We start from the raw sequence: 20036 nt of genomic DNA on the forward strand, positions 1-20036 counted from the left end.
AGATGACCGCCCGTCCCACGGTGTCCCCCAACGAACTCGAGCAGATCGATCTGGCCTCGCCAATTCTGCACGCCGAGTACGAACTCGATGAGATATTCCGCCACCTGCGGGCCGATCGGCCGATGTACTGGCAGCAGCCACGCGGTGAGCAGCCCGGCTTCTGGGTGATCAGCCGGTATGCCGACGTGAACGAGGTGTACAAGGACAAGGCGCACTTCACCACGGAGAACGGCAACGCACTGGCCACCTTGCTGACCGGTGGTGACTCGGCCTCGGGCGCCATGCTCGCGGTCACCGACGGCGTGCGCCACCACCAGGTGCGCAACCTGCTGTCCAAGGGCTTTTCGCCGCAGATGCTCGACCTGATCGCCAACTCGCTGCGGGAAACCGTTGACGGGCTGTTGCGGGCAGCGCTGGAAGGAGGCGAATGCGATGCCGCGCAGGACATCTCGGCGAACGTGCCGCTGGGCGCCATCTGCGACCTGCTGGAAATTCCCCAGTCCGACCGGAAATACCTGCTCGGCCTGACCTCGCACGCGTGGAGCACGGACTACGCGGACGAATCTCCTGAGGAGAGCTGGGTCGCCAAGAACGAGATCCTCCTGTATTTCAGCAAGCTGCTCAACGAGCGCCGCGGCAGCGACCGGGACGACATGGTCAGCCTCCTGGCGAATTGCCGGATCGACGGCGATCCGCTCAACGCGGCCGAGCAGATGTCCAACTGCTACGGGCTGATGATCGGCGGCGACGAGACCGGCAGGCACGCCATCACCGGCACGATCCTCGCGTTGATCGAGAATCCCGACCAATGGCGGGCCCTGAAGAACGGCGATGTCGATCTGAAGACGGCCACCGAGGAGGCACTGCGCTGGACCGTGCCGTCGCTGCACGGTGGCCGGAAGGCGACCGGAGACGTCGTGATCAACGGCCGGCAGATCAAGGCCGGCGAGGTGGTCAGCGTATGGATCTCCTCGGCCAACCGGGACGAGACCGTCTTCGACGCACCGGACGAGTTCAACCTCGCCCGCACCCCGAACAAGCACTTCACGTTCGCCTACGGCTCGCACTACTGCCTCGGCCACTACCTCGGCCGGATGGAGGTCTACGCGGTGTTGGACGGGCTGCGCCGGATGGTGGGCGACCTGGAGCAGATCGGCGAGGAACGGTGGATCTACTCCAGCATCCTGCACGGGATGAGCTCACTGCCGATCAGGGTCACGGCCTGAAGGCCCGGGGGGACGTCCGCATGACGAGCACGGCATGCGCGGCCGGTGCATTCGAGGACCGGCAGGGCACCGCGTTCCGCTCAGGCCGCCGGGCAGTCTGCCGTGCGCACATCGAGCGGAACCGGTGGGCGCGCCGGCCGCGGAGCGCAACCCGATGACCGGGTCCGCCGCGGCCGCGGTCGCCGACGGGCCGGTCGCCATGGTCACCGGGGCCGGCCGGGGCATCGGCGCGGCCACGGCCGAACGCCTTGCCTCGGAGGGCATGACGGTGATCGTCGTGGACCGCACCGAACAGGACACCACAGCCACGGTCTCGGCCATCCGCGCGGTCGGCGGACGGGCCGGCGGGTTCGGCTGCGACGTCGCCGTGGCCCACGCGGTGACGGCAACGGTCGCCTCGGCCGTCGAGGAGTTCGGTCACGTCGACGTGCTGGTGAACTGCGCCGGGGTCAACCAGGACCGGCTGCTGCTCACCATGAGCGACCAGGAGTGGGACACGGTCCTGGACGTCAACCTCGGCGGGACCATGCGATGTTCGTACGCGGTCGGCAGGCACATGTGCCGGCAGGGGCACGGCCGGATCATCAACTTCAGCTCCGTGGCCGCGCGCGGGAACGCCGGTCAGACCAACTACGCGACCGCGAAGGGCGCGATCGCCGGGTTCACCCGCACGCTCGCGGCCGAACTGGGCCCGCACGGCGTGACGGTCAACGCGATCGCGCCGGGCTTCGTGGCCACGCCGATGGTGGACGAGCTCGCCGCACGACTCGGTGTGGACCGGGACACGGTCCTGCGGGAGGCGGCGCTGTCCTCGGCCGTGGGCCGGATCGGGACGCCCGAGGAGATCGCCGCGGCGGTGGCCTTCGTCACCCGGCCGGAATCGGGCTACCTCAGCGGGGAGACCATCCACATGGAAGGTGGTCGGCGATGACAGGGGTCGCGGTCGTGGCCGGCGGCACCGAGCACACGGGGCTCGCGGTCGCGCTCAGGCTGGCGGCCGGGGGATGCGACATCGCCCTGCTGGAGAGCGCATTCACGGCGGCCGACAAGACCGTCGGGCGGATCGAGGAGTCCGGCAGGCGGTGCCTCACGATCGAGGCCGAGCTGACCGACGCGAGGTCGGTCGGTGCCGCCCTCGGCCAGGTGCGTACCGCACTGGGCAGCCCGACCGTGCTGGTCACCTGCGTCGGACTGGGGCCGGTGCCGGACGGGTTGCCCGAGGACGAAGGCGCGGACGAACAGCGCTATGCCGTGGTACGACGGGCGCTGCGCCCGGCGTTCGTCTGCTGCCAGGCCGGCGCCGGCCAGTTGCTGCGCCACCGGCGGGGACGGATCGTCATCGTCGCCGAGCCGGTCGACGCCGGCGAACACGCCTGGCTCACCTCCCAGCCCGTGCTGGCCGGACTGAGCGGCTTCACCCGGTCCGCGGCATTGGAGCTGGCGAGGTCCGGCATCACCGTGAACCTCATCGCGCCGGCCGACTGCGCGGTCGACACCCGGGCCCCGGCACACCGACCCCCGGTCGACGACAGCGCGGGCTCCTACGCGGCCGGGGTCGCGCACGTGACGGAGTTTCTGGCCAATGGGCAGGCCGCCGGAGTCACCGGACAGGAGATCTACGTCGCCGCTCCCCGAGCGGGAGTGCCTCTGCTTCACGAAAGGTAGCCACTGGTGGCGAACAAGGACCACGGATCGGAGCACTACGTCAGCCGCATCCTCGGCGAGGCGACCAGGGACGGGGCGCGACCGGTCATCCGGTGGCGGGACACCGTGATCACCGGCGCGGAGTTCCACCGGTCGGTGCTGCGGGTCGCGACGGCACTGCGCGAGGCAGGGGTGGCCCGCGACCACGCGGTGGCCATTCTGACCCGGGTGAACAGCCCATGGATGCTGATCGTCCGCCATGCCGCACACCTGCTGGGCGCATCGGTCGTGTACATCACCGGCGCCAACCACGGCACCGTGACCCACCACCTGCCGGTGACCACCCGGGTCCGGATGCTGCGTGAAGCAGGCGCGTCAGTGCTGGTGTTCGACGAGCCCAACGCCCAACTCGCCGAGAACGTCCACGAGATGGTCCCGGACAAGCTGGTGCTGTGCGGCCTCGGCCGTCCGGTGTCCGGCACGGTGACCGTCGACGGCCGGCCGGTCGAGGACGTGTCGGTGGAATTCGCGCCCCAGGCACCCGAGTTGGCCATGGTGCTCTACACCAGCGGTACCACCGGCCAACCCAAGGGCGTGTGCCGACTGTTCGAGTCGTGGAACGCGGCGGTGCTCCGCGGGGGCACGCATCCCCGGCCGGCCTACCTGGCGATGACCGCGGTGAGCCAGACAGTCGGAGTGCTCGTCGACACCGTGCTGGCCGCCGGCGGGAGCGTGCTGCTGCGTGAGGGGTTCGATCCCGCCGACTTCCTGCGAGATGTCGCGACGTACCGGATCACCCAGACGGTCATGGGGGTGGCGCAGCTCTACGCGATACTCAGCCACCCCGATGTCCGCACCGCGGACCTGTCCTCGTTGCGCGACCTGCTGTACCTCGGTTCCCCGGCATCCCCGGAGCGCCTGCGGGAGGCGGCCGGAGTGCTGCCCGGCGTGCTGGCCCAGTCCTACGGCTCCACCGAGGCCGGCCGGATCACGGTGCTCCGCGCGGCCGACCACGACCGTCCTGAACTGCTGGCCACCGTGGGCCGGGCGATGCCCGGGGTGACCATCGCCATCCGCGACCCGGAAACGGGACGGGACCTGCCGGTCGGCCGGATCGGCGAGGTGGTGGTGCGCGGTCCGGAGGCCATGGGCGGCTATGTCGCCGATCCCGAGCACACCGCGCGGGTGGTCCGGGACGGCTGGCTGCACACCGGCGACTTCGGCTCCGTCGACGAACACGGGTACCTGCGGCTGTTCGGCCGGATGCACGACGTGGTCAAAGTGCAGGACACCCGGGTCAGCCCGACCGAGGTGGAGAAGGTGCTCGTCGGCTGTCCCGGCGTGGTGGACGCGTGCGTGTACGGCCACCGCCGGTCGGACCTGATCGAGGAACTGCACGCCGCCGTCGTGCTGAGCACCGACGGCGCCCCGAGTTTCGCCGCTCTGCGCGAGCACGTCGCACAGGCCATGACCCCGACGCACGCTCCGACCCGGTTCGTGCGCTGGCGGCAGTTCCCGATCAACAGCACCGGGAAGGTGGACCGGCTGCGGATCCGTGAGGTCGGCGCCGAGGCTCGCGGTGAGAACCCGGACGTGCTGGTGGACAGGTGAGGTGGATCCTTCGATGAGAGTGCTGTTCACGTCCCTGCCCGGGATCGGCCACCTGTTTCCCATGGTGCCGCTCGCCTGGGCGCTGCAGGCGGCCGGGCACACCGTGCTGGTCGCCACCGACCGTGACTTCCTCCCGGTGGTGACCGGAGCCGGCCTGCCCGGCGCGCCGGTGCTGGATCCGGTCGACCCGGTCCGGCTGTTCAGGCCGATCGGTCCGCCCGGCGGTCCGGTGAGCCCGGCCGAGAGCACCGGCCGCCGGTGCGCCGAGAACGGCATCCGATCGCTGTCCGCCATCCGTGCACTCGTCGACGTGTGGCACCCGGACCTGGTGATCTCCGAGCCCATGGAGCTGGCGGGGCCCGCCGCGGCGACGATCACCGGCGTGCCCTGGGTGCGGCACTCCTACGGCCTGATGCCGCCGGAGGAACTGCTGGGCGCCGCGGTCGCGGCCATGGACACCGAACTCGCGGTACTCGGGCTGTCCCCGCTGGGGAGACCGGCCCGGACGATCGACGTGTGCCCCGACAGCCTCCAGCCCGTGGACGCGGTGGCGGCCACACCCATGCGGTACGTGGCCTACAACGGCCCGGCCGGCGTGCCCGATTGGCTACTGGCCGGGCCGCCGGTCCGGCCCCGGGTGTGCCTGACCCTGGGCACATCCCTGCCTCGGCGCAATCCGCAGGTCGCACCGCTGTGGCGGCTGCTGCTGGACGAACTGGTGGCTCTGGACCAGGAAGTGGTCATCGCCATCGACGAGTCCAACCGGCCGCTGCTGGGTGACCTGCCCGGCGGAGTGCGTGCCGCGCGGATCCCGCTGTCCGAGCTGCTGCCGACCTGCACCGCGATCGTGCACCACGGCGGCTCCGGGAGCACGATGGCGGCGGCGGCGTTCGGCGTGCCGCAACTGGTCGTCCCGCACTTCGCCGACCATTTCTCCAACGCGGAGCGGATCACGGCGGTCGGCGCGGGCCTGAGCCTGCCGCAGGACACCGAGGACCTGGCACGGATCAAAACGGCCTGCGTCCTGATCACCGGAGACGGTGAACACCGCGCGGTTTCACGCCGACTCGCCGGCGAGAACGCGAGCCGACCGAGCCCGGCCGAGGTGGCCGAGGACCTGTTCGATCGTGCCGGTACGGCCAGACATACCGATCAATGATCATCGCGTGAAAGTTCGTTCTTCTGACGGTTACCGGTGAGCACCGTGCTCGCAGATTGGATCGACATGCTGGTTCTTGGCCTGAACGGGAATGTGTCCCCAGCGGACTCCGATGTGGTGCCGAACCTCAACGAGCTCTACATGCACGACGCTGCCGCCACACTGGTCCGCGACGGAGTCCTCGTTGCGGCGGTGGAGGAGGAGCGGCTCAACCGGATCAAGAAGACGACGAAGTTTCCCGGAAACGCGATTCGGGAATGCCTCGCCATCGCCGGTGCGACTCCGGCGGATGTCGACGCGATCGGCTACTACTTCCCCGAGGAATTCTTCGACGACATATTCCAGCAGCTCTACACCGACCATCCGAAGGTCCCGACGCGGTATTCACGCGAAATGATCCTGGAGCGTCTTCGCATCGACCTCGACTGGGCGGCTCCGCCGGAGATCCTCCACTACGTGCCGCACCACCTGGCGCACGCGACGTCGACGTACTACCGGTCGGGCATGACCGAGGCGCTGGTCGTCGTCATGGACGGGGCGGGTGAGAGCAGCTGCTGCACGATCTACCGGTCGAACGGGGCCGAGCTGCTCGAACTCGCCTCGTACCCGGTGCCGAAGTCGCTCGGCCAGTTCTACCTGTACGGGACCCGGCACCTCGGCTACGGCTTCGGCGACGAGTACAAGGTGATGGGCCTCGCCCCCTACGGCGACCCGTCCACCTACCGTGAGGTCTTCTCGACGCTGCACTCGCTCGGTCCGAACGGCACCTACGAGCTGGTCCCGCGCGGGGGAGTGGTCTTCAGGATGACCTCGATCCTCCGGCAGCACGGTCTCCAGCCCCGTCGCCGCGGCGAGCCGTTCACCCAGGCGCACATGGACTTCGCGGCGAGCATCCAGGAGACCACCGAGAAGATCGCGATGCACGTGATCGGCTACTGGGCACGCTGCACGGGCCTGCGGAACCTGGCGTTCGGCGGCGGTGTCGCCCACAACTCGACACTCAACGGCCGCATCCTCGCCTCCGGTCTGTTCGACGAGGTGTTCATTCATCCGGCGTCGCACGACTCCGGATCCAGCGAGGGTGCCGCACTCATCGTCGAGTCGGAACGCGGCGGACGCGTGTGGCCGCTGCCGCGGCTGACGAGCGCGAGCCTCGGCCCGGACCTGGGTGACCTCGACTCGCTGGAACAGACGCTCAAGGCGTGGAGCCCGCTGGTCGACGTCGAGCGTCCCGACGACGTCGTCGAGGCCACCGCGCACCTGCTCGCCGCCGGCGAGGTGATCGGCTGGGCGCATGGCCGCTCGGAGTTCGGGCCGCGTGCGCTGGGCAACCGCAGCATCCTCGCCGACGCGCGCCCCAAGGAGAACCAGACGCGCATCAACGCCATGGTGAAGAAGCGCGAAAGCTTCCGCCCGTTCGCCCCGGTCGTGACCGCGGAGTCGGTCGCGGACTACTTCGACCTGCCGGAGACCTTGGGACACCACGACTTCATGTCGTTCGTCGTGCAGGTGCGAGCGGACCGCCGCGAGCTGCTCGGCGCGGTGACGCACGTCGACGGCAGCGCGCGCCTCCAGGTCGTCGCCGAGGAGTCGAATCCGCGGTTCCACCGGCTCGTCACGCGCTTCGGCGAGCTGACCGGCACCCCGGTGCTGCTCAACACGTCGTTCAACAACAACGCGGAGCCGATCGTGCAGTCCGTCGAGGACGTACTCGCGAGCTACCTCACGACGAGCCTCGACGTGCTCGTGATCGAGGACTTCGTGGTTCGCAGGCGAACCGAACTGCCTTTGGAGCTGGAGGACTTCACCGTCGGATTCCGCCCGGTGACGAGGCTCGTCCGCCGGCTCGCCCGCGCGTCGGCGCACGAGCCGGGCGATCCCGGGGTCTCGCACGAGATCTACCTGGAATACACCGGCGGTCCCCATACGGCGATCTCGGCCGCGATGTACGACCTGCTGACGCACGCCGACGGTGTCACCCCGCTGGCCCGACTCGGCGTCGACCTGACGGAAGAACTCCTGACCGAGCTTTATGGCCTGTGGCAGGAGCGGTTCGTCATTGTCGGTCCCGTGCAGCCGGAATAGGAGAGCCAGTGCGGGAGTACGAGGAGCTGCATGTATTTCCGTTGGTAGAGGGATCGCAAGTGGTCGCAGATCGCCGAAGCGGCATGTAGGCTCCTTTAAAGATTCATCGTCAGCGGTCTGAGGAAGTCGGGACTACCGCATCGGCGAGAGTCCAATTCCAGCCACCGTTGACCCCAATTCTCGCAGAGCGACCTACGCCGGTCTTTTCCGGGATCGGCTCACCGACGCACACGAGGGGCATCGAGATGAAGACTGAACCGATTACCGGATCCGCGGCCGAGGCCTATCACCGGATGGGCTCCCAGGCGTTTCACAAGTACGACGAGTTCGTGGACCTGCTGGTCGGTGCCGGCATCGCAGACGGCCAGACCGTGGTCGATCTGTGTTGCGGCTCGGGGGAGTTGGAGATCATCCTCAGCTCCCGGTTCCCGTCGCTGAACCTGGTCGGTGTCGACCTCTCGGAGGACATGGTCCGTATCGCCCGGGAGTACGTCGGCGAGCAGGGCAAGGCGGTCGAGTTCCGGCACGGGGATGCGCAGCTCCTGGCCGGCATGGAGGATCTGGTGGGGAAGGCGGATCTGGTGGTGTCGCGGCATGCGTTCCACCGGATCACCCGGCTCTCGGCGGGGTTCGCCACCATGTTGCGCCTGGTCAAGCCGGGAGGGGCCATCCTCAACTGCTCCTTCCTGCAGATCAGCGACTTCGACGAGCCCGGGTTCCGGACGTGGCTCCAGTTCCTGAACCAGAGGCCCTGGGACTCGGAGATGCAGGCCGTCTGGGCGTTGGCTCACCACCACGCGCCCCGGCTCGAGGAGTACCGCGAGGCCCTGGCCCAGGCGGCCGGTGAGACGCCGGTGTCCGAGCAGCGGATCTGGGTCGACGACGGGGGCTACGGCGTTCCCACGGTCAAGTGCTTCGCCCGTCGGGCCGCCGCCTGAGCGGCGGGCCGGTCCTGCTGCTGAGCACGTTTTCTGAGCTGAGGCACGTAGACGCGGCTGGGGGAGAACCCATGGAATCCACGAGCAGCGACTCGTCGCTGTACCTGAACCTCATGAAGAAGGTGCTGGCCGGGACGGTGTACGAGGATCCCGCACACCACAAGAACTTCTCCCACCGCGATTCGACGTACCGGGAAGAGGTTCGCAATGAGGGACGCGACTGGCCGGCGAACGCGCACACGATGATCGGAATCAAACGTCTCGACAACATTCAGCAATGTGTCGAGGACGTTATTGCCAACAACATCCCCGGTGACCTGGCGGAAACCGGGGTCTGGCGTGGCGGAGCGTGCATCCTCATGCGGGGAATTCTGCGCGCCCACGACGTGCGCGACCGCACCGTGTGGGTCGCCGACTCCTTCCAGGGCATTCCTGACGTCGGTGCGGACGGCTATCCCGGCGACCAGCGGATGGCACTGCATCGGCACAATTCCGTGCTCGCGGTGTCCGAGGACGAGGTCCGGCGCAACTTCCGCAACTACGACCTGCTCGACGAGCAGGTCCGGTTCCTCCCGGGCTGGTTCAAGGACACCCTGCCCACCGCACCGATCGACGCGCTCGCCGTGCTGCGGATGGACGGGGACCTGTATGAATCCACCTGGGACACCCTGACCAATCTCTACCCGAAGGTGTCCGTCGGCGGCTATGTCATCGTGGACGACTACATGATGTGCCCGCCGTGCAAAGACGCGGTGGACGAATACCGCGCGAAGTTCGACATCGCCGACGAACTGATCGAGATCGACCGCGACGGTGTCTACTGGCAGCGCACCAAGTAGTCCACAGTGAGCTGATCATTGTGGGCTGCTGAAATCGATGTCGAGCGTCACTGCCGCAGCGGACTGCTGCGGCAGAGCCGCCCACTCTGCGGTGGTCGAGGCCGGGGCCCCTTTTGGGGCTGCGCGGTGATTTGATAAGGATAGAGACCGACGGCCTGTGTGCGCTCGCGTGAGAGCGCCACCCATCGCTACTCATGGTGTCTTGCGCCGTAAATCTCAAGTAATGCCCTGGCCTGTGCGATGTGCCGCCATGCCCAGAGGTGGCCAGGACTGACGGAGGAAGTCATGCCCGCTCTCCCAATAGATCAGGAATTCGACCGCGACCGTTTCCGTGCCGATGTACGCGATACCGCCGTGGCGATCGGCGCGCCAATTGCGCACCGCCTGACCGACACCGTCCTCGAGACCTTCCGTGACAACTTCGCCCAGGGCGCCACGTTATGGAAGACCACCAGTCGGCCTGGCGACCAGCTGTCGTACCGCTTCTTCTCCCGCCTCAAGATGGACACCGTCAGGCGGGCCATCGACGCGGGGCTGCTGGACGGCGCACATCCGACCGTGCCTGTCGTGGACGCCTGGAGCAGCCTCTACGGCGGCGCGCCGGTGCAGTCGGGCGACTTCGACGCCGGGCGGGGCCTGGCCAAGACATGGCTGTACTTCGGCGGCCTGAGGCCGGCCGAGGACATTCTCAGCGTTCCCGCCCTGCCGCAGCCGGTGCAGGGTCGGTTGAAGGACTTCCTCACGCTGGGTCTGGCGCACATCCGGTTCGCCGCGGTGGACTGGCGCCACCACAGCGCGAACGTCTACTTCCGCGGCAAAGGCCCCCTGGACGCCGCTCAGTTCGCCCGCATCCATGCCCTGGCCGGCAGCACACCACCGGCCGCGGATGTCGTGGACGAGGTCCTGGCGTACCTGCCCGAGGACTACTGCGTCGCCATCACCCTCGACCTGGAGAGCGGCGTCATCGAGCGGGTCTGCTTCTACGCCCTGAAAGTGCCCAAGAACGCGCTGCCTCGCATCCCCGCTCGCATCGCCACGTTCCTCGAGGTGGCGCCCAGTCATGACCCGGAGGAGTGCAACGTCATCGGCTGGTCGTTCGGCCGCAGCGGCGACTACATCAAGGCCGAACGCAGCTACACCGGCAACATGGCCGAGATCCTGTCCGGCTGGAACTGCCTCTTCCACGGTGAGGAAGGCCGCGACCACGACCTTCGCGCACTTCACCAGCACACGGGATCGACCACAGGAGGCGCCCGATGAGCAAGGCTCTGGCGAACATGCCCGGAGACGACTACTTCCGTCACCCGCCGGTGTTCGACACCCACGACGAACACCGCGCCTACCTCAAGTTCCGGCACGCCGTCGCGCTGCGGCACTTCGCCCGCCTCGGTTTCGACCAGGACGGCCTCGCCGGCCTGATCACCGTCGCCGACCCGGAACACGCCGACACCTACTGGGCCAATCCGCTGGCCCACCCCTTCTCCACCATCACACCGGCGGACCTGATCCGTGTCGACGGCGAAAGCACCGAGACCGTCGAGGGGCAACGCCGCGTGAACATCGCCGCGTTCAACATCCACGCCGAGATCCATCGGGCGCGTCCCGACGTCCAGGCCGTCATCCACCTGCACACCGTCTACGGCCGTGCCTTCTCCGCCTTCGCCCGCAAGCTGCCCCCGCTGACCCAGGACGCGTGCCCGTTCTTCGAGGACCACGAGGTGTTCGACGACTACACGGGTCTGGTCCTCGCCAAGGACGACGGGCGCAGGATCGCCAAACAGCTACGCGGGCACAAGGCGATCCTGATGAAGAACCACGGTCTGGTCACCGTCGGAGAGACGCTCGACGCCGCCGCCTGGTGGTTCACGCTCCTGGACACCTGCTGCCATGTCCAGCTGCTGGCAGACGCGGCCGGGACCCCGGAGCTGATCCCCGATGAGGTGGCGCGCCTGACAGGCCGGCAGCTCGGCTCGCACTTGCTGGGCTGGAACAGCTACCAGCCGCTGCACGAGGCCACCTTGGCCCGCAACCCCGACCTCGTGGCCATGGCGCCCGCACTCCCGTCCCAGACCCCCGCCCTGACGAGCTAGGACAGCCGAGGGCGTGCCGGAGAGCCCACGCTCCAGTACTTCTCCGCCATGCCGATCAACGTCCCCCGTAAACCTCAGCCATAACTACTCAATAACCACCCACTGTCTCATTCGCCTTGACAACTACCAACGTGGGACTGGAAGCTCATATGGTGAATCGGTGGTTAGTTACTGGTGCGGAAGGAATGCTCGGCAGGGATTTGGTGGGGGTTTTGCGAGGGTTGAACGAACCAGTGATTGCTGCCACCCGGCAGGAACTCGACATCACCGACCGCTTGTCGATCCGATCCGTTGTCTCCAGGTATCAGCCGACGACGATCATCAATTGCGCGGCATGGACGCGATTTCATGAAGCGGAGACCAGCGAAGCGGAGGCCCTTCTTGTAAACGGAAGGGGCGTGAGAGAGCTGGCTTCGATATGCGGCGATCGTTCGATACGGTTGGTCCACCTTTCCAGCGACTATGTCTTCGACGGCGCGAGCCGCCGGCCCTACGCCGAAAGTGCGGCCACCAGCCCGATCAATGCGTACGGCCGGACGAAGCGGGCCGGCGAACAGGCTGTGCTCGAAGTGCTGCCGGAGGGCGGGACGGTCGTGCGAACCGCCTGGCTGTACGGGCGACATGGCACGAACTTCATTCGCAAGATGGTCCGGCTGGAGCAGACGCGCAAGACGGTGGACGTGGTGGACGACCAGTGGGGCCAGCCGACGTGGACCGTGGATCTGGCACAACAGATCGTGGCACTCGTCCGGCGCGGCGCATCCGGAGTGTTCCACGGAACCAGCTCGGGCGAGACCACATGGTACGACGTCGCCCGGATGGTCTTCCGGCTGCTCGGCGCGGATCCCGGACGAATCCGCCCGGTGCGCAGCGACCAAGTGGTCGGCGGCGAACTGCGCCCCCGGTACACGGTGTTGGGGCACGCCGCCTGGACCGAGGTCGGGCTGACGCCGATTCGGCACTGGACTGCCGCCCTGGAGCAGTCGTTCTCCCTTCTGGTCGACGACGAACCGTAGTTTTCCTCGAGTAGGAGAAAGGAGGTGCCGCGAATGCGACTTCTGGTGACGGGCGGTGCCGGCTTCATCGGCTCGGAGTTCGTCCGGGCCACCCTGCGTGGCGCTCTGCCGGGCTCATCGGGAACCCATATCACCGTTCTGGACAAACTGACGTACTCCGGCAACGAGCTCAACCTGGCACCGATTGCGGACCTGCAGAATTACCGGTTCGTGCAAGGCGACATCTGTGACCGGGGCCTGGTCGACGATGTGGTGGCCGGACACGACGCGATCGTGCATTTCGCTGCCGAGACGCATGTGGACCGCTCGATCGACAGTGCCGCTTCGTTTGTCCGTACGAACGCACTGGGCACGCAGGTGCTGCTGGAAGCGGCTTCCCGCCACGGACTGGGACGGTTCGTCCACGTCTCGACCGACGAGGTGTACGGATCGATTTCCGAGGGTGCCTGGACCGAGGTGTCCCCGGTGGCCCCGAACGCGCCGTACGCGGCGGCCAAGGCGGCGGGAGACCTGCTGGCGCTGGCCTGGCACCGGACCCGGCAGCTCGACGTCGTGGTCACCCGATGCACCAACAACTATGGTCCGTACCAGTATCCGGAGAAGCTGATCCCGCTGTTCACGACCAACCTCCTGGACGGGCAGCAGGTTCCCGTGTACGGCGACGGCCACAACCGCCGGCAGTGGCTGCACGTGTCGGACCACTGCCGCGCCATCCAGTTGGTGCTCCTGGGCGGCCGGCCCGGCGAGGTGTACCACATCGGCGGTGGCACCGAGTTGACCAATCTCGAACTGACCGAGCACATCCTCGCGGTCTGCGGTGTCGGCTGGGACATGGTGCGGCATGTTCCGGACAGGCTCGGGCATGATCTCCGCTATTCGCTGGAAACCACCAAAATCCGTACGGAACTCGGTTTCTCGCCCCGTGTCGCGTTCACGGACGGGCTGGCGGAGACGGTGGAGTGGTACCGCGCGCACCGTGGTTGGTGGGAACCGCTCAAAAGGAACGGGGGCGTACAGCGCGAACGGGATGCCGTACAGGACAGTTCTTGAGGGGGAAGAAGAGATGCAGGACATCGTGCGGGCCATCAAGGAGTGCCGGGTGTGCGGGCACAACGACTGGCTTGACGTGGTCTCGTTCGGATCGACACCTCTGGCCGGAAACCTGCTCGGCAAGGAAGACGACCCAGGGACCGAGCCCCTGTTCCCGCTGGATGTCGTCGTGTGCCGGGAATGCTGGCTGATGACACTGCGACATGTCATCGAACCGGATGTCCTTTTCGGGCACTATCGCTACGTCGCCTCGGACGCGGGCTCGATCATCCAGCACATGCGGCAGCTTGTCGAACTGTGCATCCGGTGGATCGGCCTGACCGATGAGGATCTCGTCGTCGAGTTCGGCAGTAACACCGGTGCCCATCTGGAGCTCTTCCAGAAGGCCGGCATGCGGGTGGTCGGCGTCGATCCCGCACGCAACCTCGCCGACATCGCCAACGACCGCGGTGTGGAGACGATTCCCGCTGGTTTCACTGCCGAAGTCGGCCAGGAGATCGCGGCTGGACACGGTTCGGCGCGGCTGGTGTTCGGGCGCCAATGTTTCGCCCATATCCACGATATTCACGAAGTCCTCAACGGAGTCTCCGCCCTGCTGGCGCCCGACGGCCTGTTCTTCGTGGAAGTTCCCTATCTGATGGAACTGCTGGCGAACAATCAGTTCGACACCATCTTCCACGAACACCTTTCGTACTTTTCGCTTGGCGCGCTGTGCAGGCTGTTCGAGTCGCACGGTCTTCGCGTCGTGGATGTACGTACGGCCGATGTGCACGGCGGCTCGATCGTCGTCTTCGCCGCCCCGGTCACCGCCGACTACGAGGTGCGACCCGCTGTCGCCGAGATGCTCGCGGAGGAGCGAAACCAGGGCGTCGCGGAGGAGAGCACGTACCGGGAGTTCGCCGAGCGTACGGAACGGGTGCGCACGCAGATCCGGGAACTGGTCCGCGGCGTGGTGGCCGAGGGCAGGACGGTGGCTGGATACGGTGCACCGACCAAAGGCAGTGCACTGCTGGTCGCGTGCGGGCTGGGGCATGAGGAGATCCTGTTCTGCAGCGACACGACAGCTCTGAAACAGGGAAAACTCCTACCGGGGTCCGGAGTTCCGATCTGGTCGCCGGAACAGGCGGGCGACCATGTACCGGACTACTACCTGCTGCTGGCGTGGAACTATGCGCCGGAGATCATCAGCAAGGAGAAGCTGTTTCTGGAGAACGGCGGCCGCTTCATCGTTCCCATACCCGAACCGCGCGTGATATCGGCGGAATCGGGGCTGTGACGTCGTAGGCCGCGCTCATGGCGGCGAGAAGGTCGGAAAGGAGGCGGAGGGACAGGGCCGCCGGTGACTGCCGTTGTCCCTCCCTCGGATGCGATGCGGGGAATCCTTCTTGCGGGCGGTACCGGATCCAGGCTGTGGCCGGTCACCCGGGGTGTTTCCAAGCAGCTGATACCGGTCTTCGACAAGCCGATGATCTACTACCCGCTGACCACGCTGATGATGGCCGGCATACGGGAAATACTGGTGATCACGCGCCCCGAGGACCAGTGCCAGTTCCGCCGTCTCCTCGGCGACGGCTCGCAGTTGGGCCTGCGTCTTGAGTACGCGGTCCAGAAGCAGCCCGAGGGCATCGCGCAGGCGTTTGTCCTGGGCGCCGACTTCATCGGCGACCAGTCGGTGGCCCTGGTTCTCGGGGACAACATCTTTCATGGCGCGGGCCTGGGAACTCGGCTGCGTCAGTACAGGGACCCCACCGGGGGCCGGATCTTCGCCTACCTTGTCGCCGACCCCAGGGCCTACGCGGTAGTGGAGTTGGACGAGGTCGGCAATGCCGTCTCCATAGAGGAGAAGCCGGCCAGTCCCAAGTCCCGGTACGCCGTACCGGGGCTGTATTTCTACGACAACCGGGTGTTGGAGGTCGCACGCGACCTGGCGCCGAGCCGGCGTGGCGAGCTGGAGATCACCGCCGTCAACGAAACGTATCTGAGGTGGGGTCAGTTGCGGGTGACCGCACTCGACCGGGGCACCGCCTGGCTGGACACGGGAACGTTCACCTCGCTGGTCCAGGCATCGGAGTACGTGCGTGTGGTGGAAGAACGCCAGGGCCTCAAGATCGGCTGCGTGGAAGAGGTCGCCTGGCGCTGCGGCCTCATCGGCAACGACCAGTTGCGGGAACTCAGCGGCCCACTGCTCAAGAGCGGTTACGGCCAGTACCTCCTCGACCTGCTCGGCGAGAAGGAACTGCAGGAGTTGCAGGAGCTGAAGTCGTTGTGAAGCACGGCGTCACCACGTAGTGCCTGTTTGCCGTCGCTGACGACCGTGGCGACGGTCGCGGCCCACTTCAGCAGGCCCCGGCACTCGCCGTACGCGACGAGTACGGCGAATGTCCGTGCACCGTCGGCGAGTTCGTCGTAGATGCCTTGTTCGGTCAGGGCGGTGCTCAGGTCATCCCGTCGAACCGACGGACGAGACCGGCCGTGAAGGCTGGCGAGCGAGATCACCACGTCTGGCTCACGCGGTCCCTGGCGGAGGAAGATCTCCGGGGAGGCGACGGCCTACGAAGTCCCTGGCATCCATGTCGAACGCGTCGCCGTCGGCGCGGTCCAGCAGCCCGGATCGGTTGGGACGCACGGCTCAGTGTCGGTGTGGGACCCGAGAGTCCGAAGCTACGGTGCAGCGATGAGCATCGCCCTGCGGACCGACAACCTCAACGTGCGCTCCCAGCGGGCCCTGACCCGGCTGGGGCTGACCTGTGAAGGGACGTTGCGCAGTCACATGGTGCGCCAGGACGGCACGCGCCGTCATTCGCTCTATTACAGCGTCCTCGCGGACGAATGGCCATCCGTGCGCGACAAGCTGCTGGCCCGCGTCGCCGCCAAAGCCTCGGTCTGATGTGCAGCTGCCCCGTCACGCGGCGAGGAGCACTCGCTTCCGCCGGAGCGCGAAGCCGGCGCGGCCGGCGCGTGGCCTGACGCAACGCCGACCGGTGACCGCGGAAAGTTACGCCGGAAAAAGTGTCTGAGGCGCCACGTGACATGGCGTCAAGAAAGCCCCTGGGTGGCCGTCTGCCGCATCTTCGCGCCTCCGGTGCAGGGGGGATTGGCTTCCGTGCTCCAAGGGTCGCACGGCGGCATATGGAGGCACTCCCGCCCCTGCGATGAGGGGTGTCTCCGGTATCTTGGACGGTGTCCCGGCGGTCACCTGCCTTGAGTTCGGTGCGCCTCCGGGTCCTGTTTGGGTTGCCGTGCCCTGTCTCCGTCAACTGTCCGGCCGCTCCCGCACCGTGGTGCCGGAGCGCGGTCCGCCATGCCCGAAAGAGAGCGTCCGTGACCACGTACGACACTCGCACCGCCACCGCCACTGTCACCGCCGAATCCCAGCAGCCCGGCCCTGTGGGGGTGGCGTCGTACGACGCCAACGCGATCACGGTTCTGGAAGGCCTGGACGCCGTGCGCAAGCGGCCCGGGATGTACATCGGCACCACGGGAGAACAGGGCCTGCACCATCTCGTGCAGGAGCTCGTGGACAACTCCGTGGACGAGGCACTGGCCGGGGTGGCCGACCGGATCGACGTGACGATTCTGGCCGACGGCGGAGTGCGGGTGGTCGACAACGGCCGCGGCATCCCGGTGGGGATCCCCCCGGGGGAGAACCGGCCGGCCGTCGAGGTGGTGCTGACCGTGCTGCACGCGGGCGGGAAGTTCGGGGGCGGCGGGTACGCGGTCTCCGGCGGTCTGCACGGTGTGGGCCTGTCGGTGGTCAACGCCCTGTCGACCAGGCTGTCGGCGGAGATCTGGACCGACGGCCACCGCTGGACGCAGGACTACAGGGGCGGCGCTCCCATCGCCCCGCTGGCCCGCCACGAGGCCACCTCCCGCACGGGCACCTCGCTGACGTTCTGGGCGGACGGCGGCATCTTCGAGACCACCGAGTACTCCTTCGAGACGCTGGCCAGGCGTTTCCGGGAAATGGCCTTCCTCAATCGTGGTCTCACCCTGACCCTCACCGACGAACGGCCCTCCGCGCGTGCGACGGCCGCGGCCGACGAAGCCGACTCGGACCCGGCGGCGAAGACGGTCGCCTACCGCTACGACGGCGGCATCACCGACTTCGTCGCCCACCTCAATGCCCGCAAGGGCGAGCCGGTCCATCCCTCGGTCATCACCATCGCCGCCGAGGACACGGGGCGGCTGCTGTCGGCCGAGATCGCCCTCCAGTGGAACGGCCAGTACACCGACAGTGTGTACTCCTACGCCAATGCGATCCACACACATGGGGGCGGCACCCACGAGGAAGGGTTCCGCACGGCCCTGACCACCGTGGTCAACCGCTATGCGCGGGAGAAGAAGCTGCTGCGGGAAAAGGACGCGAACCTCTCCGGCGAGGACATCCGCGAGGGCCTGACCGCGATCATCTCGGTCAAGCTCGGCGAACCGCAGTTCGAGGGCCAGACCAAGACCAAACTCGGCAACACCGACGCGCGCACCTTCGTCCAGAAGATCGTCCACGAGCATCTGGCCGACTGGTTCGACCGCAACCCGAACGAGGCCGCGGACATCGTGCGCAAGGCCGTCCAGGCGGCGACGGCCCGGGTCGCGGCCCGCAAGGCGCGCGACCTGACCCGCCGCAAGGGCCTGCTGGAAACGGCGGCGCTGCCGGGCAAGCTGTCCGACTGCCAGTCGAACGACCCGGCGATGTCGGAGATCTTCATCGTGGAAGGAGACTCCGCCGGCGGTTCGGCGAAGTCCGGCCGCAACCCGCAGTACCAGGCGATCCTCCCGATCCGCGGCAAGATCCTCAACGTCGAGAAGGCCCGGATCGACAAGATCCTGCACAACCAGGAGATCCAGGCGATCATCTCCGCGTTGGGCACGGGCGTCCACGAGGACTTCGACATCGCCAGACTCCGCTACCACAAGATCATTCTGATGGCGGACGCCGACGTCGACGGCCAGCACATCAACACCCTGCTGCTGACCTTCCTGTTCCGTTTCCTGCGCCCACTGGTCGAGGAGGGCCACGTCTACCTCTCCCGCCCGCCGCTGTACAAGATCAAGTGGAGCCGGGACCACGTCGACTACGCCTACTCCGACCGCGAACGCAACTTCCTCCTGGAACGGGGCCGGCAGGACGGCCGCCGGATCAAGGACGACTCCATCCAGCGCTTCAAGGGCCTGGGCGAGATGAACGCCGAGGAACTGCGGGTCACCACCATGGACCCCGACCACCGGGTCCTGGGCCAGGTCACCCTCGATGACGCGGCCGTCGCCGACGACCTCTTCGCCGTCCTGATGGGTGAGGACGTCGAAGCCCGCCGCCACTTCATCCAGCGCAACGCCAAGGACGTCCGCTTCCTGGATATCTGACCATCCGACCCCGGATCATGCTCCCGCCTCCTCGCGGACGCGCGACCCGAACCCGAAGCCCCGCCACCACCCCTGTTGCCAAGGAGAGCACTGCGTGAGCACACTCCCCGTCCCGGCCGCCGGCAGCCGCCCTCAGGACGGTTCCGACTACACGGCGCGGCACCTGATGGTCCTCGAAGGACTGGAAGCCGTACGCAAACGCCCCGGCATGTACATCGGATCCAGCGACAGCCGCGGTCTGATGCACTGCCTGTGGGAGGTCATCGACAACTCCGTCGACGAGGCCCTGGCCGGCGCCTGCGACCACATCGAGGTCATCCTCCACGACGACGGCTCCGTCGAAGTCACCGACAACGGCCGTGGCATTCCCGTGGACACCGACCCCCGCACCGGCCTGTCCGGCGTCGAGATCGCGTACACCAAACTCCACGCCGGCGGAAAGTTCGGTGGCGGCTCCTACGCGGCCTCCGGCGGTCTGCACGGCGTCGGTGCCTCTGTGGTGAACGCGCTCTCCGCCCGGCTGGACATCGAGGTCGACCGGTACGGCCGCACGCACGCCATCAGCTTCCGCCGCGGCACACCCGGCACCTACACCGGCCCCGGAGCCGACGCCTCCTTCACCCCCGCCCAAGGCATGCGCAAGACCAAGAGGGTGCCCAAGACTCGCAGTGGTACGCGGGTGCGGTACTGGGCTGATCGGCAGATCTTCCTGAAGGATGCCGAGCTGTCGTTGGAGACGCTGCATCAGCGGGCTCGTCAGACGGCGTTCCTGGTGCCCGGCCTGACGATCGTGGTCCGTGATGAGTACGGTCTGGGATCGGGTGGCGGCAAGGGTGAGGAGTCGTTCCGTTTCGACGGCGGGATCAGTGAGTTTTGCGAGTACCTGGCCGCCGACCGGCCGGTCTGTGACGTGCTGCGTTTTTCGGGGCAGGGCACGTTCAAGGAGACCGTGCCGGTTCTGGACGAGCATGGTCAGATGACGCCGACGGAGGTGACCCGTGAGCTCGGGGTCGATGT

Annotated in this window: 17 protein-coding genes; all 17 read left to right on the plus strand. The window is 67.4% G+C overall.

From position 1 onward, the window contains the following. Window positions 1-2 precede the first annotated feature (2 nt). Window positions 3-1226: a cytochrome P450 gene (locus ACWGKQ_RS18575; RefSeq protein ID WP_453292981.1), complete on the plus strand. Its 1224-nt coding sequence runs from the start codon at window positions 3-5 to the stop codon at window positions 1224-1226. A gap of 154 nt (window positions 1227-1380) precedes the next feature. Continuing rightward, window positions 1381-2157, plus strand: a complete 777-nt coding sequence (gene fabG, locus ACWGKQ_RS18580; protein ID WP_453292982.1) for a 3-oxoacyl-ACP reductase FabG — start codon at window positions 1381-1383, stop codon at window positions 2155-2157. After that, window positions 2154-2891, plus strand: a complete 738-nt coding sequence (locus ACWGKQ_RS18585; protein ID WP_453292983.1) for an SDR family NAD(P)-dependent oxidoreductase — start codon at window positions 2154-2156, stop codon at window positions 2889-2891. Before fabG ends, ACWGKQ_RS18585 begins: the two co-directional genes overlap by 4 nt. A gap of 6 nt (window positions 2892-2897) precedes the next feature. Next, a complete protein-coding gene (locus tag ACWGKQ_RS18590) occupies window positions 2898-4481 on the plus strand; it encodes a class I adenylate-forming enzyme family protein (protein WP_453292984.1) in 1584 nt (527 codons plus the stop codon). Between the two features lie 13 nt (window positions 4482-4494). Then, window positions 4495-5640: a nucleotide disphospho-sugar-binding domain-containing protein gene (locus tag ACWGKQ_RS18595; RefSeq protein ID WP_453292985.1), complete on the plus strand. Its 1146-nt coding sequence runs from the start codon at window positions 4495-4497 to the stop codon at window positions 5638-5640. 66 nt (window positions 5641-5706) lie between these two features. Then, a complete protein-coding gene (locus ACWGKQ_RS18600) occupies window positions 5707-7725 on the plus strand; it encodes a carbamoyltransferase family protein (RefSeq protein WP_453292986.1) in 2019 nt (672 codons plus the stop codon). Window positions 7726-7970: 245 nt separating this feature from the next. Then, a complete protein-coding gene (locus ACWGKQ_RS18605) occupies window positions 7971-8663 on the plus strand; it encodes a class I SAM-dependent methyltransferase (protein ID WP_453292987.1) in 693 nt (230 codons plus the stop codon). A 71-nt stretch (window positions 8664-8734) separates the two neighbouring features. After that, window positions 8735-9502, plus strand: coding sequence for a TylF/MycF family methyltransferase (locus ACWGKQ_RS18610; protein ID WP_453292988.1), 768 nt, complete (start codon window positions 8735-8737; stop codon window positions 9500-9502). A 285-nt stretch (window positions 9503-9787) separates the two neighbouring features. Beyond that, window positions 9788-10762 carry an aromatic prenyltransferase gene (locus ACWGKQ_RS18615; RefSeq protein ID WP_453292989.1) on the plus strand — a complete coding sequence of 325 codons (975 nt, stop codon included), beginning with the start codon at window positions 9788-9790 and terminating at the stop codon, window positions 10760-10762. Further along, window positions 10759-11592 carry a bifunctional 4-hydroxy-3-prenylphenylpyruvate oxygenase/4-hydroxy-3-prenylbenzoate synthase gene (gene cloR / locus ACWGKQ_RS18620; protein WP_453292990.1) on the plus strand — a complete coding sequence of 278 codons (834 nt, stop codon included), beginning with the start codon at window positions 10759-10761 and terminating at the stop codon, window positions 11590-11592. The genes ACWGKQ_RS18615 and cloR overlap by 4 nt, the downstream gene beginning before the upstream one ends. Before the next feature lie 149 nt (window positions 11593-11741). Then, window positions 11742-12608: a dTDP-4-dehydrorhamnose reductase gene (gene rfbD / locus ACWGKQ_RS18625; protein ID WP_453293005.1), complete on the plus strand. Its 867-nt coding sequence runs from the start codon at window positions 11742-11744 to the stop codon at window positions 12606-12608. Between the two features lie 33 nt (window positions 12609-12641). Then, entirely contained in the window at window positions 12642-13658 is a 1017-nt protein-coding gene (gene rfbB, locus ACWGKQ_RS18630; protein ID WP_453292991.1) for a dTDP-glucose 4,6-dehydratase, read from the plus strand. Between the two features lie 13 nt (window positions 13659-13671). Then, window positions 13672-14934, plus strand: coding sequence for a class I SAM-dependent methyltransferase (locus tag ACWGKQ_RS18635; RefSeq protein ID WP_453292992.1), 1263 nt, complete (start codon window positions 13672-13674; stop codon window positions 14932-14934). 93 nt (window positions 14935-15027) lie between these two features. After that, window positions 15028-15927: a glucose-1-phosphate thymidylyltransferase RfbA gene (gene rfbA / locus ACWGKQ_RS18640; protein WP_453292993.1), complete on the plus strand. Its 900-nt coding sequence runs from the start codon at window positions 15028-15030 to the stop codon at window positions 15925-15927. 405 nt (window positions 15928-16332) lie between these two features. Then, on the plus strand, window positions 16333-16545 hold the full coding sequence (locus ACWGKQ_RS18645) for a GNAT family N-acetyltransferase (RefSeq protein WP_453292994.1): 213 nt from the start codon (window positions 16333-16335) through the stop codon (window positions 16543-16545). A 434-nt stretch (window positions 16546-16979) separates the two neighbouring features. Then, the gene (gene gyrB, locus ACWGKQ_RS18650) at window positions 16980-19019 is read left to right on the plus strand and encodes a DNA topoisomerase (ATP-hydrolyzing) subunit B (protein ID WP_453292995.1); all 2040 of its coding nucleotides are present in this window, start codon (window positions 16980-16982) and stop codon (window positions 19017-19019) included. A 94-nt stretch (window positions 19020-19113) separates the two neighbouring features. Then, window positions 19114-20036, plus strand: a 923-nt coding sequence (locus ACWGKQ_RS18655) for an ATP-binding protein (RefSeq protein WP_453292996.1), incomplete at its 3' end; no start/stop codon positions are given.

The sequence above is a fragment of the Streptomyces sp. NPDC054770 genome, assembly GCF_053611985.1.